This is a genomic window from Rhizobium sp. N324 (genome assembly GCF_001664485.1).
In the GTDB taxonomy this organism is placed as follows: domain Bacteria; phylum Pseudomonadota; class Alphaproteobacteria; order Rhizobiales; family Rhizobiaceae; genus Rhizobium.
Window position 1 is genome coordinate 771,891 of sequence record NZ_CP013630.1, and the last position, 15,451, is coordinate 787,341.

Annotated in this window: 12 protein-coding genes; 8 read left to right on the top strand and 4 right to left on the bottom strand. The window is 63.4% G+C overall.

Translation table 11 applies throughout. From position 1 onward, the window contains the following. Positions 1–55: 55 nt before the first annotated feature. Positions 56–2,587 (top strand): methyl-accepting chemotaxis protein, encoded by a 2,532-nt coding sequence (locus tag AMK05_RS03750; RefSeq protein WP_064836642.1) that lies wholly within the window; start codon positions 56–58, stop codon positions 2,585–2,587. Between the two features lie 322 nt (positions 2,588–2,909). After that, positions 2,910–4,757 carry a methyl-accepting chemotaxis protein gene (locus AMK05_RS03755; RefSeq protein WP_064841260.1) on the top strand — a complete coding sequence of 616 codons (1,848 nt, stop codon included), beginning with the start codon at positions 2,910–2,912 and terminating at the stop codon, positions 4,755–4,757. Here AMK05_RS03755 and AMK05_RS03760 read toward each other — a convergent pair. Then, the gene (locus AMK05_RS03760) at positions 4,730–4,984 is read right to left on the bottom strand and encodes a hypothetical protein (protein WP_171899746.1); all 255 of its coding nucleotides are present in this window, start codon (positions 4,982–4,984) and stop codon (positions 4,730–4,732) included. The two genes, AMK05_RS03755 and AMK05_RS03760, sit on opposite strands and share 28 nt — an antisense overlap. Positions 4,985–5,074: 90 nt before the next feature. Between AMK05_RS03760 and AMK05_RS03765 the strand changes: the two genes are divergently transcribed. Beyond that, the gene (locus AMK05_RS03765) at positions 5,075–5,944 is read left to right on the top strand and encodes a LysR family transcriptional regulator (RefSeq protein WP_064836646.1); all 870 of its coding nucleotides are present in this window, start codon (positions 5,075–5,077) and stop codon (positions 5,942–5,944) included. A gap of 153 nt (positions 5,945–6,097) precedes the next feature. Here AMK05_RS03765 and AMK05_RS03770 read toward each other — a convergent pair whose 3' ends face one another. Then, positions 6,098–6,334: an SMc00767 family acetate metabolism repressor gene (locus AMK05_RS03770; protein ID WP_003584324.1), complete on the bottom strand. Its 237-nt coding sequence runs from the start codon at positions 6,332–6,334 to the stop codon at positions 6,098–6,100. A 21-nt stretch (positions 6,335–6,355) separates the two neighbouring features. Further along, positions 6,356–7,645 (bottom strand): isocitrate lyase, encoded by a 1,290-nt coding sequence (gene aceA / locus AMK05_RS03775; protein WP_064836648.1) that lies wholly within the window; start codon positions 7,643–7,645, stop codon positions 6,356–6,358. 191 nt (positions 7,646–7,836) lie between these two features. Here aceA and AMK05_RS03780 point away from each other — a divergent pair, with 191 nt between their 5' ends. The 5 genes from AMK05_RS03780 (at position 7,837) to AMK05_RS03800 (ending at position 13,439) form a co-directional block, all read left to right on the top strand. After that, positions 7,837–9,246, top strand: a complete 1,410-nt coding sequence (locus tag AMK05_RS03780) for a helix-turn-helix domain-containing protein (RefSeq protein ID WP_064836650.1) — start codon at positions 7,837–7,839, stop codon at positions 9,244–9,246. 126 nt (positions 9,247–9,372) lie between these two features. Next, positions 9,373–10,470: a polyamine ABC transporter substrate-binding protein gene (locus tag AMK05_RS03785; RefSeq protein ID WP_064836652.1), complete on the top strand. Its 1,098-nt coding sequence runs from the start codon at positions 9,373–9,375 to the stop codon at positions 10,468–10,470. Positions 10,471–10,558: 88 nt separating this feature from the next. Continuing rightward, positions 10,559–11,701 carry an ABC transporter ATP-binding protein gene (locus AMK05_RS03790; RefSeq protein WP_064836654.1) on the top strand — a complete coding sequence of 381 codons (1,143 nt, stop codon included), beginning with the start codon at positions 10,559–10,561 and terminating at the stop codon, positions 11,699–11,701. Positions 11,702–11,705: 4 nt separating this feature from the next. Next, positions 11,706–12,617 (top strand): ABC transporter permease subunit, encoded by a 912-nt coding sequence (locus tag AMK05_RS03795; protein WP_064836656.1) that lies wholly within the window; start codon positions 11,706–11,708, stop codon positions 12,615–12,617. 3 nt (positions 12,618–12,620) lie between these two features. Next, positions 12,621–13,439 (top strand): ABC transporter permease, encoded by an 819-nt coding sequence (locus AMK05_RS03800; protein ID WP_064836658.1) that lies wholly within the window; start codon positions 12,621–12,623, stop codon positions 13,437–13,439. A 2-nt stretch (positions 13,440–13,441) separates the two neighbouring features. Here the strand turns inward: AMK05_RS03800 and AMK05_RS03805 are convergent, their stop codons facing one another. Then, a complete protein-coding gene (locus tag AMK05_RS03805; protein ID WP_064841261.1) occupies positions 13,442–15,334 on the bottom strand; it encodes an AsmA family protein in 1,893 nt (630 codons plus the stop codon). Positions 15,335–15,451 lie beyond the last annotated feature (117 nt).

Below are 15,451 nucleotides of genomic sequence, written 5' to 3' on the forward strand. Positions count from 1 at the left end.
CTGGCGCCAGATGGCCGCCTGCGGGAGGAGTGGTGTATGAAAGGCCCGGAACGCGATGTTGATTGACAAGATTCTTTCCCGCTTCAGGATCAAGACGAAGGTCCTGATCTTCGTTCTGCCTTTCGTTGTCACCATTTCGGCGGTGGGCCTGACGGGCCTTTACGCTTCGGGACTGCTGCAGGGCCGCATGGAAATATCCAACAGCGTGCTGCAGTCGCTGAGCGGGTTCAAGGATCTCTACGGTTCGATGGACGATTTCCTGCGCGTCACCAGCCCGGAGGCCCGCGACAAGCTGACCGCGGAACTGAAGACCCAGCAGGGTGTGCTCGATCAGACGCTGAACCAGGTCGGTGAACAGGCCGCCGGCCGCGACAGCCTTGCCGAGGCGTCACGCCGCACCAAGGACATTTCGGGCGTCGTCGACAAGCTCTGGGGCCTGCATGAGCAGGAACAGGCGCTGCACGAGCAGATCGACGCGGCGCAAAAGAGCCTGATCAGCACCCGTTTCACCGTCTCCTACCAGGCCGAGGAATTGCAGACCGCCCTCCAGCGCGACGAGGGTGCCGCCACCATCACCCTTCGCACCGCCGACCGCCTGCTGAAGGGCGGCGACTTCCTCGGCACAGTCGCCAGCGGCTACAGCAAACCGCAGACGCCGCAGGACAAGATCGCCTACATCAACGAACAGATGCCTGCGATCGTCAAATCCCAGCGGCTGATCGCCATTTCGGTTCCGACCAACCAGAAGAACGTCATCGACGCGCTGGCTGCGACCATCGACAGCATCAAGGCGATCGCCGCGATGCCCGCGCCGACCGATGAGAATATCGCCGAACTCGGCCGTCTCGTCTCGCGCTTCCGCCAGACCTCGACCTATACGCAGCTGACCGCGACGCAGAAGATGCGCGAGGCGACACAGCGCTTCGCCGACCTCGAGGGCCGCATCGGCCAGACCAACTCCGTCCTTCAGGATACCCGCCGTCTCGAAAATTCAGTCTATGCGCTGCAGATCGTGCTTTCCGATTTCCTCGCCAATTCAAGCAAGGATAATCTCGTGCGCCTGCAGCAGCAGGCCGGCACGCTCGGCAAGGACATGCAGGTGCTGACCACCAGCGCCAAGGGCATGGGCTTTGCCGAAGGCATTTCGGGCGCAATCCAGCCCGCACTCGACGCCATCTCCGGCGGCGGCTCGAAGATCGTCGATACGATCGGCGAGCGCGTCACGGCCTATGCCGCGGCCCGCCAGGAGCTCGACCAGATCTGGACGAAGCTCACCGATTTCGCCGAACTGCAGAAGCAGACGGCCGGCACCGAGCGCACCCAGGCAAACAGCATCTCGGTCATGACCACCGGTCTCGGTATCCTGCTCTCGATCCTCGGCGGCATCGCCCTGGTGCTGACGTTGCAGCGGCCGATCAGCCAGATCACCGCCGCCATGCGCCGCATTGCCGAAGGCGCGCTGGAGACCAATATCTCCGGCGAGCAGCGTCATGACGAAATCGGCGACATGGCCCGCGCGCTCGGCATCTTCAAGGAAAACGCCATCTCGAAGATCCGTATCGAGGAGCAGAGCGACGAGGAACGCGCTGCCGCCGAACACGAGCGCCAGCGCAACGACGCCGACAAGCGCGAGATGGATCGCCAGATCGAATTCGCCGTCAATGCGCTCGCCGCCGGCCTCGAACGCATGTCGCAGGGCGATATCTCGACGACGATCGAAACGCCCTTCATCGGCCGCCTCGAACAGCTGCGCCAGGATTTCAACGGCTCGATGATGCGCCTGCAGGCGACGATGAGCCAGATCCGCGACAATGTCGAACTGATCCAGGGCAACGGCAACCAGATGGCCCAGTCGGCCGAGGATCTCTCCAAACGCACCGAGCAGCAGGCAGCCTCGCTCGAAGAGACAGCGGCCGCCGTCGACGAGATCACCGTCACCGTCCGCTCCTCGGCCGAACGCGCCAAGGATGCCGATCAGATCGTCCGCCAGGCCAAGCGCAGCGCCGACGATTCCGCCGTTGTCGTCAACAATGCGATCGACGCGATGGGCCGCATCGAGGATGCCTCGCGCCAGATCGAGCAGATCATCGGCGTCATCGACGAGATCGCCTTCCAGACCAACTTGCTGGCGCTCAACGCCGGCATCGAGGCGGCGCGCGCCGGTGAAGCCGGCAAGGGCTTTGCCGTCGTCGCCATGGAAGTGCGCGAACTCGCCCAGCGGTCCGCCGCCGCGGCGCAGGAGATCAAGGGCCTGATCAACAAATCGACCAACGAGGTCAGCTCCGGCTCGCAATTCGTGCAGGAGACCGGCACGGTGCTCGCCAAGATCAGTGCCCAGATCGTCACGATCAGCCAGCATGTCGAGATGATCGCCCGCGCCAGCCACGACCAGTCCAACGCGTTGCAGAGCGTCAACGCGACCGTCAACCAGATGGACCAGATGACGCAGCAGAACGCCGCCATGGTCGAGGAGACGACAGCCGCCAGCCGCGAACTGGCCGACGAGGCCGATTCCCTGCGCAGGCTGATCCAGCAGTTCAAGATCGACGGCGAAGCGGCCGCCGCGCCGGTCTACCGCGCCGCCTGATCGTCGCCCGATCTGCCTTCATGCGAACGGCCCCGGCTTTTTTCCGGGGCTGTTTCTTTTGCTGCCAGGTCATCCCGGCCCAGGAGATTTCCGCTTTGCCCCTCATCCGCCTGCCGGCACCTTCTCCCCGTAAACGGGGCGAAGGAGGATATGCCGCAACCTCTCTGTCCCTCACTAACGCTTCGCAGGGCACGTCCCCTCTCCCCGTAAACGGGGAGAGGGTTAGGGTGAGGGGCAGATACGGGTACGACCCGGATTTACGGAAAATTTTCCTTAACGCTTTTCCTCTAATTTAGCCTTGCTTTGTCTGCCGGGGGTTTTGATGCTGCGCCTTTTCTCTACGTCGATCGTCCGCCAGATCGTTGCAATCACGCTGTGTCTGCTGACGCTCAGCACCGCCGCCATTGTCGGCGTGACCTATTTCAACCTGAGCCGCCAGGTCATGGACGGCGCCGTTGCCGACGCCAGGGACGCCACCCGCGCCATGGCGGTACTCTACGGCGCGGCCGATCAGGCGGCAAAGGTCGAGCTGAAGGACAGCGAGCTCGCAACCGTCACGGAAGACGCAATCCCCGCCCTTGCGGATCATTCGCTGGTCGACCGCACTGCGCAGTCGATCGCCGGTGTCGCCACCATCTTCCAGAAGCAGGGCGGCGACTACGTCCGCATATCCACCAACGTCAAGAAGGAAAACGGCGACCGCGCCGTCGGCACCAAGCTTGTTGCGGAACACCCCGCCCAGCCGGTTCTCGCCAAGGGCCAAGCCTATTACGGCCAAGCCGAGCTTTTCGGCCGCAAGTTCATGACCGGTTACTTCCCGATCAAGAACGCATCGAACGCCAATGTCGGTATTCTCTTCATCGGCATTCCGATGGAGGTCTATTTCCAGCGCATGTATGAGCTGCAGATGCTGGTGCTCGGCGTCGGCGCCGTTGTCATGCTCATCGTCGGTGTTCTCGCCTTCTATGCGATCCGCCTGTCGGTGAAGCCTTTGCAGGCGCTGACCGCGAGTGTTCACGCGATTTCCTCGGGTAATCTCGATGGCGCGATCCCCTGCGTCGTCAAGAAGAACGAGTTCGGCGATATCGGCCGGGCCTTGGCGCTTTTCCGCGACAGCGCCCGCGCCAGGCGGGACCTCGAAACCCAGGCCGCGGAGCAGCGCGCCATGAGCGACGCCGAACGCGCCAGGAACGATGCCGACAAACGCTCGCTCGACAGCCAGATCGACTTTGCCGTCAACCAGCTTGCCGCCGGCCTCGGACGCCTGTCGCAGGGCGATGTCTCGGAAACGATCGGCACGCCCTTTGTCGGCCGGCTGGAGCAGTTGCGCGTCGATTTCAACGCTTCGCTGCTGCGGCTCCAGGATACGCTGTCCGGCATCCGCGACAGCGCCTCGACCATCCAGCGCAACAGCGGCGCGGTCTCCGCCTCCGCCGGCGAGCTTTCGAAGCGCACCGAGGCGCAGGCGGCGAGCCTCGAGGAGACGGCCGCGGCGGTGGAAGAGATCACCGTCACGGTTCGCTCTTCCGCCGAGCGTGCGCGCGAAGCCAACAATGTCGTGGCCGCGACCAAGAAGACGGCCGACAATTCCGGCGCCGTGGTCGGCGACGCCGTCGCCGCCATGGAGCGCATCGAAGAGGCCTCGCAGCGCATCGAGCAGATCATCGAGGTGATCGACGATATCGCCTTCCAGACCAACCTCCTGGCGCTGAACGCCGGCATCGAGGCGGCCCGCGCCGGCGAGGCGGGCAAGGGTTTTGCCGTCGTCGCCCAGGAGGTCCGCGAACTCGCCCAGCGTTCGGCCGATGCGGCGCGCGAGATCAAGTCGCTGATCGAGACCTCCAGCCGCGAGGTGACGGTGGGCTCCGAACTGGTGCAGAAGACCGGCAGCGTTCTTGCCGCGATCAGCCACGAGATCATCGCGATCAGCGGCCATGTCGAGACCATCGCCACCGCAAGCCGCGATCAGTCGGCAGCACTTCAGGAGGTCAACGGTTCGGTCAACGCCATGGACCAGATGACCCAGAAGAACGCCTCGATGGTGGCCGAGACGACGCAGGCCAGCCGACTGCTTGCCGGCGAGGCCGATACGCTGATGAAGCTGATCGAGCGGTTCCGCATCGTCGCAAACAATGCCCCCGCTCACCTCACCGCAAGGAAGGTCGCCTGAGGAGCGCAACCGCAGCTGTCGCCGGTTTGCGCCGCATGTTTGCGGCGCCTTCCTTTCGATGCGAGGCGCTTGACAGCGAGATCGAGCGAGGTCAGCCAGCCGGCGAAGCGAATGATGCTGCTGTCTGCGAACTCGGCATAGAATTGTTCTTCATCTCTCCTGCATCCTGACGGCCCGTGATAGTGCCGAGATCCGTGGATGCCTCCGATGGTGATCATGTCGATCATGGCGATGTCCTTTCCTGTAGAAGACATCTCCTGATTTAGGCTTCGATTTTCCCTTCATAAACAGGCGAAATCCCGCTATGTTTTTCACAAATGAAAAACGCCAATTGGGATTCCTATCAGCTTTTCCTGCAGGTCGCCCGTCTCGGCGGCCTGACGGGGGCCAGCACGGCAAGCGGGCTCAGCCCCGCGACCGTCGGCCGGCGCATGCTCGATCTCGAACAGGAGGTCGGCCGCGCCCTGTTTTCGCGCAGCCAGACCGGTTACCGCCTGACACAGGACGGCCAGGCGCTGCTCGATCACCTGCAGGAGATGGAGGCCGCCGCCCGCAAGGTGGAGGCGTGGCGGCAATCGGGCGAGGGCGGCACGACCGTCCGCATTACCGCCGGCACCTGGGTCGCCTGGCTGCTGACGGAGAATTTCGCCGCCATCCGCATGCCGGGCGATGGTTTTGCCATTTCGCTCTCCATCGGCGAGGCGCGGGCAAGCCTTGCCTATCGCGAGAGCGATATCGGCATTCGCGCCTTCGAGCCTGAAGAGGCCAATCTTGCCGCCCGCCGGCTCGGCGAGGTCGCCTATGCCGTCTATATCAGACGCAACGCCGCCGAGACCGATGAGCGCTGGATTGCCGTTGCCGAGGAGGAGGCGATCTCGGCCTATCTGCGCTGGCCGCACGCCCATGCCGCCGCCGCGATCGTCGCCAGTGTCAACCGGCCGCGGTCGCTGCCCGATCTGGTGCGTGCCGGCGCCGGCAAGACCGTGCTTCCCTGTTTCGTCGGCGACCTCGATCCGCAATTGCAGCGGCTTGGCGGCGAACTCCCGGAATTGCGGCACGCGCAATGGATCGTGATGAACGCGGAGGATCGTCATCGCCCGGAAATCCGCACGGTCGCCGACCGCATGACCAAGTTGATTAGAAGTTATGCCGATCTCTTCGCCGGAAAACGGCCGAGCCGCGGCTGAGATTTCCCATGAAGCGCCCGCGCATTTCTTACAGCGCCGCGCGTCTATTCAGACGCGCAAAGGACGCTGTAACACTTTGAATTGCTGCATAATTTAATCCTTAAATCGATTCTGATTTAAGGAATTATGCAGTGGGATGCGCGGGCGTTCTCCTCAATGCCGGTTGGTGACGACGACGGGGATCAGCAGGTCGCCCCAGTTGCCGTCGCCGCCGTGATGGCGGGCCGAGCGCACCAGCTCGACCGAGACGCCGGCCTCGACCGCCTTCATGACCGATTGGTTCAGCCGATGCAGGTCGTTGGCGAGCATGCGGATCGTCGTCTGCTGATCCTCGCTCATGCTGGTGGACTGCTCTTCGGCCCGTTCCCGGACGCGTGAAATGGATGCCATGATCTTCTCCTCCTCTTTGGGTTATTCCGCAGCCGGTTTGAACTGTGCGTGTTCGGTTGAATCGTGCATCGCCGTGGTCGACGAGCGGCCGCCGGTGATGGCGAGCGACACGGCGTCGAAATAGCCGGTGCCGACCTCGCGCTGATGTTTGGTGGCGGTATAGCCGTTGACCTCGGCGTCGAATTCCGCCTGCTGCAGTTCGGAATAGGCCGACATCTGCCGCTGCTTGTAGCCGCGCGCCAGCTCGTACATGCCGTAGTTCAGCTGGTGGAAGCCGGCGAGCGTGATGAACTGGAACTTGTAGCCCATCGCGCCGAGCTCCCGCTGGAACTTGGCGATCGTCGCCTCGTCGAGGTTCTTCTTCCAGTTGAAGGACGGCGAGCAATTATAGGCGAGCAGCTTGCCGGGGTAGACCCTGTGCACGCCTTCGGCAAAGCGCCGCGCCTGATCGAGATCGGGCTTGGAGGTCTCGCACCAGATCAGGTCGCAATGCGGCGCATAGGCCACGGCCCGGGCGATGCAGGGCTCGATACCGTTCCTGACCTGATAGAAGCCCTCGACCGTGCGCCCGGCATCGTAATCGACAAAGGGCTGGTCGCGCTCGTCGATATCGGAGGTCAGCAGTTTCGCCGCTTCCGCATCGGTGCGGGCGATGACGAGCGTCGCGACCCCCATGACGTCGGCGGCAAGCCGGGCGGCATCGAGATTGCGGATATGGGCGGCCGTCGGGATCAATACCTTGCCGCCGAGATGGCCGCATTTCTTCTCCGAGGCGAGCTGGTCCTCGAAATGCACGCCGGCCGCACCCGCCTCGATATAGGCCTTCATGATCTCGAAGGCGTTGAGCGGCCCGCCGAAGCCGGCTTCCGCATCGGCGACGATCGGCGCGAACCAGGTGTCGACGGAAAGCCCCTGGCCCTCCGAGGTCTCGATCTGGTCGGCGCGCTGCAGCGTGCGGTTGATGCGTTTGGCAAGCTCCGGCCCGGCATTGGCGGGGTAGAGCGACTGATCGGGATACATCGCCGACGCCGTATTGGCGTCGGCCGCCACCTGCCAGCCGGAGAGATAGATCGCTTTCAGCCCGGCGCGCACCATTTGCATGGCCTGGTTGCCGGAAAGCGCGCCGAGCGCATTGACGAAATCTTCCTGGCGCAGCAGCCGCCACAACCGGTCCGCCCCCATTTCGGCCAGCGTATGGGTGAGCGCCACCGAGCCCCTGAGCCGCCGCACGTCATCGGCCGAGTAGGGCCTGTCGATGCCGTCGAACCGATCAGTCGGTGCATTGGGAACGAGCTTGTAAAAATCCGTCATGCTGATCTCCTCACGAAAAAGCGGTAGTCGGGGTGTTGATGACAAGATTGACAATATCCCGCGGCATGGCCAGAAAAACCTTTGATTTACGGGCCTGAATGAGGTTAAGATGACGAGGATTGACAGGGTGGCGCTGTGAATTTGTAAAATTTTGTAAATATCGGCGCTCTTCCCTTGTCAAAGGGTGTGACATGGCGGAACGGAAGATATTCGCGGGCCCGAAACTGCGGCGCATCCGCAATGCGCTGGCGCTGACCCAGACCGCCATGGCCGAGGCGCTGGAGATCTCGCCGTCCTACCTGAATCTCATCGAACGCAACCAGCGGCCGCTGACGGTGCAGCTCCTCTTGAAGCTTGCCGCCGTCTACCGGGTCGATCTGGAGGAGTTACGCGGGCAGACCGGCGGCAGTCTCGGCCAGCTCAAGGAAGTCTTTGCCGATCCGCTGCTATCCGGCGAACTGCCCGGCGACCAGGAACTGGTCGAGGTGGCAGAAGCCGCGCCCAATGCCGCAAGCGGCATGATCAAGCTCTACCGCGCCTATCGTGAGCAAGCGGCACGGCTGTCCGATCTGACGGCGCTGATGGCCGCCGAGGGCCATGCGCCCGTCGCCGCGGGCCGCTTGCCGCTCGACGAAGTGCGCGAGGCGCTGGAACGCCGGTCTGCCTATTTCGCACGGATAGAGACGGCGGCGGAGACCTTTGCCGCGACACTTCCCGGCGGCCTCGATCTTGCCGCCGGGCTGAAGGACTGGCTGCGGGCCGAGCGCGGCATTGCGGTGCGGGTCCTGCCGGTGCACGTCATGCCGGATCTGCGCCGCCGCTTCGATCGCCACTCGATGCGGCTTTTCATCTCGGAGCGCCTGTCGCCAGCCGACCGCGCGCATGAGATATCAATCGAGGCGGCGACGCTCGCTCTGCTGCCGGCAATCGATGCCGAACTCGACGATCTCGCGCTCTCCTCCGCCGAGGCGCGCCGCATCGCCCGCTTCGAGCTTGCCCGCATCGCGGCTCTAGCGCTCGCCATGCCCTATGAGGCCTTCCTGTCGGCGGCGAAGGCGACGCGCTACGATATCGATATTCTCAGGGCGCGCTTCGGCGTCTCCTTCGGCCATGCCGCCGCGCGCCTGACGATGCTGCAGCGCCCGGGTGCCGCCGCCATTCCCTTTTTCCTGATCGAGATCGATGCCGCGGGCCACCGGCTGCGCCGGGCAGGCGCCCAGGGTTTTCCGCAGGCCCGCTTCGGCGGCGGCTGTCCGAAGCTAAATCTCCACGCCGCCTTCCTGCAGCCGGGCCAGATCCTCGCCGAAACGGTCGTCATGCCGGATGGAGCTTCCTTCCTGACGGTCGCCCGCACTCTGGAGGGGCCAAGCGTCGAATTCGGCGAAAGGCTGAGGCGCACCGCGATCCTGATCGGCTGCGACGCAGCCCTTGGCGAGACGCTGGTCTACGGCCAGGCGACGGCGCTCGAGCCGGTCGCGATCGGTCCTGCCTGTCGCCTCTGCGAGCGGCGCGGCTGCCTTTCCCGCGCCGAGCCGCCGGTAACGCGGCCGCTCGGGCTCGACGAGATGGTGGCGGGGCTCAGCGCCTTCGATTTCCAGTGATTGTGAAATCATTGAAGGCGCAGGATTTTGCGCTTGTGGGCTGTGAAATTCCTTCTTAGTCTGCATGTAAAACCAGAGGGAAAAGACGTCCGGGGGTGCGGGCTCTTTGAACAAACAGGAGAAGTCATGAGGTCAATCATTCCAAGCGTGACGGCCGCCGCCGTTGCCGCACTCCTTGCCGCCGCGCCGGCCTTTGCCCAGGAGCGCGTCGTCAACGTCTACAACTGGTCGGATTATATCGACGACAGCATCCTTGCCGACTTCACCAAGGAAACCGGCATCAAGGTCGTCTACGACACCTTCGATTCCAACGAGACCGTGGAAACCAAGCTGCTTGCCGGCGGCACGGGTTATGACGTCGTCGTTCCGACAGCCGACTTCCTGCAGCGCCAGATCCAGGCCGGCGTCTTTCAGAAACTCGACAAGTCGAAACTGCCGAACCTGTCCAACATGTGGGATGTGATCCAGCAGCGCACCGCCGAATACGACCCGGGCAACGAACACGCGGTCGATTACATGTGGGGCACCGACGGCATCGGCTACAATGTCAAGAAGGTCGCCGAAATCCTCGGTCCCGATGCCAAGCCCGGCCTCGAAGTGATCTTCGACCCGAAGGTCGCCGCAAAATTCAAGGATTGCGGCATCTACGTGCTCGACACGCCGAAGGACGTCATCACCACGGCGTTTCGTTATCTCGGCCTCGACCCGAACTCCACAAAGGCTGAGGATTTCAAGAAGGCCGAAGAGCTGCTGACGGCCGCCCGCCCCTACGTCCGCAAGTTCCATTCGTCCGAATATATCAATGCGCTTGCCAACGGCGACATCTGCATCGCCTTCGGCTATTCCGGCGACATGCTGCAGGCGCGCGACCGCGCGGCCGAAGCCAAGAACGGCGTCGAGGTCAATTATTCGGTTCCCCCGCAGGGCGCCCAGATGTGGTTCGACATGATGGCCATCCCCGCCGATGCGCCCCACGTCGCCGAAGCCCACGAATTCCTCAACTACATGATGAAGCCTGAGGTCATCGCCAAGGCGAGCGACCACACCTTCTATGCCAACGGCAACAAGGCTTCGCAGCAGTTCGTCAGCAAGGACATTCTGGGAGACCCCGCAGTCTATCCGACCGAAGCGGTGATGAAGAACCTCTTCACGGTCAAGCCGTGGGATCCAAAAACGCAGCGTCTGGGGACGCGCCTCTGGACGAAGGTCGTCACCGGCCAGTAATGCAGTCTTGGGCCCGGACGGAAACGTCCGGGCCTTTCAATTACCGGCCCGGGTGGAGGCCGGAAAAACCTTGTATTCGGGGAATAATATGAAGTCTCTCGGCAATATCCGCCGCGCTTTCGCGCCCTGGACCGATCCCTCTGCAAAACCCTTCATTGCCTTCAAGAATGTCACCAAGCGCTTCGGCGATTTTACCGCCGTCGACGATCTGTCGCTGAATATCTATCACCGCGAGTTCTTCGCGCTGCTCGGCGCTTCGGGTTGCGGCAAGTCCACGCTCCTGCGCATGCTTGCCGGCTTCGAGCAGCCGACCGCCGGCGAGATCGTGCTCGACGGCACCGACATGGCCGGCACGCCGCCCTACAAGCGGCCGGTCAATATGATGTTCCAGTCCTATGCGCTTTTCCCGCATATGACGGTGGAAAAGAATATCGCCTTCGGCCTGAAGCAGGACGGCATGGCCAAGGACGAGATGACCGAGCGCGTCGCCCAGATGCTGAAGCTCGTCAAGCTCGAGCAGTTCGCCTCGCGCAAGCCGAACCAGCTTTCCGGCGGCCAGCGCCAGCGCGTGGCGCTGGCCCGCTCGCTCGCCAAGCGCCCGAAGGTGCTGCTGCTCGACGAACCGCTCGGCGCGCTCGACAAGAAGCTGCGCGAGGAAACCCAGTTCGAATTGATGGATCTGCAGCAGAGCCTCGGCCTCACCTTCGTCGTCGTCACCCACGACCAGGAAGAGGCGATGACCATGGCCGACCGTATCGCCGTCATGAGCCACGGCAAGGTCGTGCAGGTGGCCACACCGGCGGAGATCTACGAGGCGCCGAATTCCCGCTTCGTTGCGGATTTCATCGGCGACGTCAACATCTTCGACGGCAAGGTCGCCTCATCGGGCAACGCTACCGTCGAGATATCAGTCGACAGCGGCTTCAGCGTGCGCGTCGCCTCTTCCGAGACGCCGCCGGCCGGCAGTCCCGTCGGCTTCGCCATCCGGCCGGAAAAGATGCGGGTCACCCGCCAGGCGCCGGCCAACGCCTCGGTCAACGCCGCCAGCGGCGAACTCTGGGACATCGCTTATCTCGGCGACATGACCGTCTTCCATGTGAAATTGCAGAGTGGCAAGATCGTCAAGGCCTCGTCCCTCAATGCGCAGCGCTCCGTCGACGATCCCTTCACCTACGACCAGGACGTCTGGATCTCGTTCGACGAGAATGCCGGCGTTCTGCTGAAGGATTGAGACCATGGGCAAGCTCACCTCCGGCCTCTACAATCGGCTCGTCATCACCATCCCTTATGCTTGGCTGCTGCTCTTCTTCCTGGCGCCGTTCTTCATCGTCTTCCGCATTTCGCTGTCGACGACGGCGATCGCCATGCCGCCTTACGTGCCGGTCTTCTCGCTTGCCGACGGCTGGGCCGGGCTCTGGAGCAAGATCGGAGAGCTCTCCTTCGACAATTACAGCTACCTCACCGAGGACGCGCTCTATTTCAATGCCTATGTCTCGAGCGTGGTGATTGCCGGGATTTCCACCTTCCTGACGCTGCTGATCGCCTATCCGATCGCCTATGGCATGGCGCAGGCGCCGCGCACCATCCGCCCGACGCTCGTGATGCTGGTCATCCTGCCGTTCTGGACGAGCTTCCTGATCCGCGTCTATTCCTGGATCGCCATCCTGAAGCCGGAAGGGCTGCTCAACCAGCTTCTCCAGTCGCTGCACATCATCGACAGCCCGCTGATCATCCTCAACACCACGACCGCCGTCTATATCGGCATCGTCTATTCCTATCTGCCCTTCATGGTGCTGCCGCTCTATTCGGCGCTGGAAAAGATGGACGGGACGCTGATCGAGGCGGCGCAGGATCTCGGCTGCACGCCGATCCGGGCCTTCTGGCGCGTCACCTTTCCGCTGTCGATCCCCGGCGTGGTGGCCGGCTGCATGCTGGTCTTCATTCCCGCTGTCGGCGAATTCGTCATTCCCGATCTGCTCGGCGGTTCGCAGACGCTGATGATCGGCAAGACGCTCTGGAACGAATTCAACGCCAACCGCGACTGGCCGGTTTCCTCGGCGGTGGCGACGATCCTGCTGATGATCTTGGTGATCCCGATCGTCTTCTTCCAGAACGCCCAGGCCAAGGCCGAAGAGCGGGGGAAATAAGCCATGCTGAAATGGACCCGTTTCAACATCGTCTCCGTCACGCTCGGCTTTGCCTTCCTCTACCTGCCGATCGTGCTTCTGGTGATCTTCTCCTTCAACGAATCGAAGCTCGTCACCGTCTGGGGCGGCTTCTCCACCAAGTGGTATGTCTCGCTGCTGTCGAACCAGGGCCTGCTCGACGCCGCCTGGGTGACGATCCGTGTCGGACTGCTGTCGGCGACGCTCGCCACCATCCTCGGCACGATGGCGGCGCTGACGCTGGTGCGCTACACCCGCTTTCGCGGCCGCATGCTGTTTTCCGGCATGATCTACGCGCCGCTCGTCATGCCCGACGTCATCACCGGCCTGTCGCTGCTGCTGCTCTTCGTCGCGATCGGCTTCGACCGCGGCTTCTGGACGATCGCGCTGGCGCATACGACGCTGACCATGTGTTTCGTCGCCGTCGTCGTGCAGTCACGCCTGTTGAGTTTCGATCATTCGATCGAGGAAGCAGCGCAGGATCTCGGCGCGCCGCCGGTGCGCACCTTTTTCGAGATCACCCTGCCGATCATCGCGCCGGCCGTGCTCTCCGGCTGGATCCTGGCCTTCACCCTGTCGCTCGACGATCTGGTGATTGCGAGTTTCACCTCGGGTCCGGGCGCCACCACGCTGCCGATGCGGATCTACAGCCAGGTACGCCTCGGCGTGACGCCCGAGATCAACGCGGTCTGCACCATCCTGATCGGCATCGTCGCGGTCGGCGTCATCTGCGCTTCGCTCGTCACCAAGCGCCGGGAAATCCAGCGTCAGCGGGATGAGCGTGCGGCCGCCGCCAGCGCTTGAACTTACTGCGCGTGCGGGGTGGTGCCGAAGAGCGGCACCGGCGAGATCACCGGGTTCGGCCATGAGCCGCCGATGAAGAACGGCAGGAGCGGCAGATCCGCCGCCTTGGCCGGGTCGGTCGACTCAAGCGATCCAGACAGCGCCAGCCCGTTCGACTGATAGGTGATGACCCCAGACAGCGTCAGCGTCTCGGCCGTGCCGGCGATCCGGGCGTCGTGCATCTCGGCGGAGCCGTTGGCGAAATCGGCCTGCAGGTTCAACTGGTTGAACGCGAAGCCGCCGCCTGCCGCAGTACTCAGTGGAAAGAACGGCTTTTCGGCTGCCAGCGTCCTCAGCGCCGCAGCGTCGATGCCGGGGATCGTGCCTTCCCTCGTCCAGAAGTGCAGCCTGCCGGTGACGTCGGCAAGACCGGTCGTCCAGATCGCCTTCGGGGACTGCAGGTCGAGATCGAGCGATCCGGTCGCCAGCGGCAGCGGTCCCTTCAACTGCAGGCGTTCGGCAAGGGCTGCGAAGTCGGCATCGCGGATCGACAGCTGCAGCTTGCCGCCGCCGTCGAAGTCGCGCTGGGTCGCTTCCAGATGCGCGGTCATTTCGCCGCCTTCGAACCGGCTGTCGCCGATATCGAATTTCGCTTCGCCGCCGGCAACGATCATGCTGGCGCCGACATCGGAAAGCTCGAAGAGGCCCATCTGCGCGCGCCGGGCCGAAAGCCTGACGTCGACATCGAGCAGCCGCAGCGGCCCGCTGATGCCGGGGGAGCTTTCCTCCGCCTCGCCGGCGGCGAGCCTGAGCGCGAAGGCGTCGAGGAACGGCTTGAGGTTCATCTGGTCGAAGGCAAGTGTGCCGCCGATCTTCGGCCGTTTGCCGGGTTGGGTGAAAAGGTCCATGACGCCGGTGGCGCTCGCTTCGTTGAGCGACAGGCTGAGATTGTTGAAGCGCAGCCCGTTGCCCGACGACATGATGTCGGATTCCAGCGAGGCGCTCTTCAGCGTTGCGATGCCGGGGATCGATTTGCCCGACCATTTCAGAAGTGCCGGCATATCGGGGATGTTGGCGGTGATATTGCCGGAAAGGGCCGAAAGGCTGGCGATGCTGGCAATTCCCTGAAAGTGGGCCGTCAGCAGGTTCGATGTGAGCGACGTCCGCGTTTCGGCATTCCGGCCGGCAAAGGCAAGCAGCGGCTGGCGCGAGGCGAAATCGACCTTCAGATCCTCGCCGTTGATGCGGGCGATGACAACAGCCGAGATCGCGCCGGATAGTCTCGGCCAGGCGATATCGGCGGTGACGTTGTCGAAACGATAGGTCTTGGCGCTCTTGATGTCGGTCACCGCAAACGTGCCGTCTTCGACCGTCACCGCGCCGATCTCGGCATCGAGATCGGGATCGAGCACCTCGGCGCCGTTTTCATAGCGCACGCCGCTGATCGCGCGGGCGAGCAGGCCGGCATAACTCCAGTCGATCAGCCCTTTCTCGTCGCGTGTCAGCGCCAGGTTGGGGCGCACCAGGTGGAATTCGTGGAAGCTGGTGCGGCCCCTCAGCGCGTCGATGAGGCTGAAATCGGCCGACAGGCTGTCGATGCTGCCGAGCAGCCTGTCGCCATTTTCGCGCGGTTGGCGGATGGTGATCTGGTTCAGCGTGATGCGCGGCGTCGGCCAGAATTCGAGGACCGGGCTGCCCTTGATCTCGGCATGGTAGCCCGTCCATTTCGACAGGGCGTCCTCGATGCCCGAACGCACGAAACCGGTCGTGATCAGATAGGGCGCGGCGACCCGGAGCGCCACGAAAAGCGCCAGCGCGATCAGCAGGAACACCGTCGACAGGCGGGCGAAGGCCGGCAGCCAGCGCGAAACGGGTCCGATCTTCCTGCGCCACCTGCGATGTCTTGACGTGCTCATGATCTCCGCCGGCAATTCCGCCGGTTATCCCGTTAAGCGCTGATTTCGCCGGATATAGGAAATATCCGGCATATGCAAATCCCCCACCGTGACACCCGTCTTTTCAGACGCGCTGAA

Coding starts and splice junctions, on each gene's coding strand:
- AMK05_RS03795 (WP_064836656.1), top strand. CDS start 11,706: ATGGGCAAGCTCACCTCCGGCCTCTACAATCGGCTCGTCATCACCATC.
- AMK05_RS03760 (WP_171899746.1), bottom strand. CDS start 4,984: ATGATCGACATGATCACCATCGGAGGCATCCACGGATCTCGGCACTAT.
- AMK05_RS03805 (WP_064841261.1), bottom strand. CDS start 15,334: ATGAGCACGTCAAGACATCGCAGGTGGCGCAGGAAGATCGGACCCGTT.
- AMK05_RS03765 (WP_064836646.1), top strand. CDS start 5,075: ATGAAAAACGCCAATTGGGATTCCTATCAGCTTTTCCTGCAGGTCGCC.
- aceA (WP_064836648.1), bottom strand. CDS start 7,645: ATGACGGATTTTTACAAGCTCGTTCCCAATGCACCGACTGATCGGTTC.
- AMK05_RS03785 (WP_064836652.1), top strand. CDS start 9,373: ATGAGGTCAATCATTCCAAGCGTGACGGCCGCCGCCGTTGCCGCACTC.
- AMK05_RS03770 (WP_003584324.1), bottom strand. CDS start 6,334: ATGGCATCCATTTCACGCGTCCGGGAACGGGCCGAAGAGCAGTCCACC.
- AMK05_RS03800 (WP_064836658.1), top strand. CDS start 12,621: ATGCTGAAATGGACCCGTTTCAACATCGTCTCCGTCACGCTCGGCTTT.
- AMK05_RS03790 (WP_064836654.1), top strand. CDS start 10,559: ATGAAGTCTCTCGGCAATATCCGCCGCGCTTTCGCGCCCTGGACCGAT.
- AMK05_RS03780 (WP_064836650.1), top strand. CDS start 7,837: ATGGCGGAACGGAAGATATTCGCGGGCCCGAAACTGCGGCGCATCCGC.
- AMK05_RS03755 (WP_064841260.1), top strand. CDS start 2,910: ATGCTGCGCCTTTTCTCTACGTCGATCGTCCGCCAGATCGTTGCAATC.
- AMK05_RS03750 (WP_064836642.1), top strand. CDS start 56: ATGTTGATTGACAAGATTCTTTCCCGCTTCAGGATCAAGACGAAGGTC.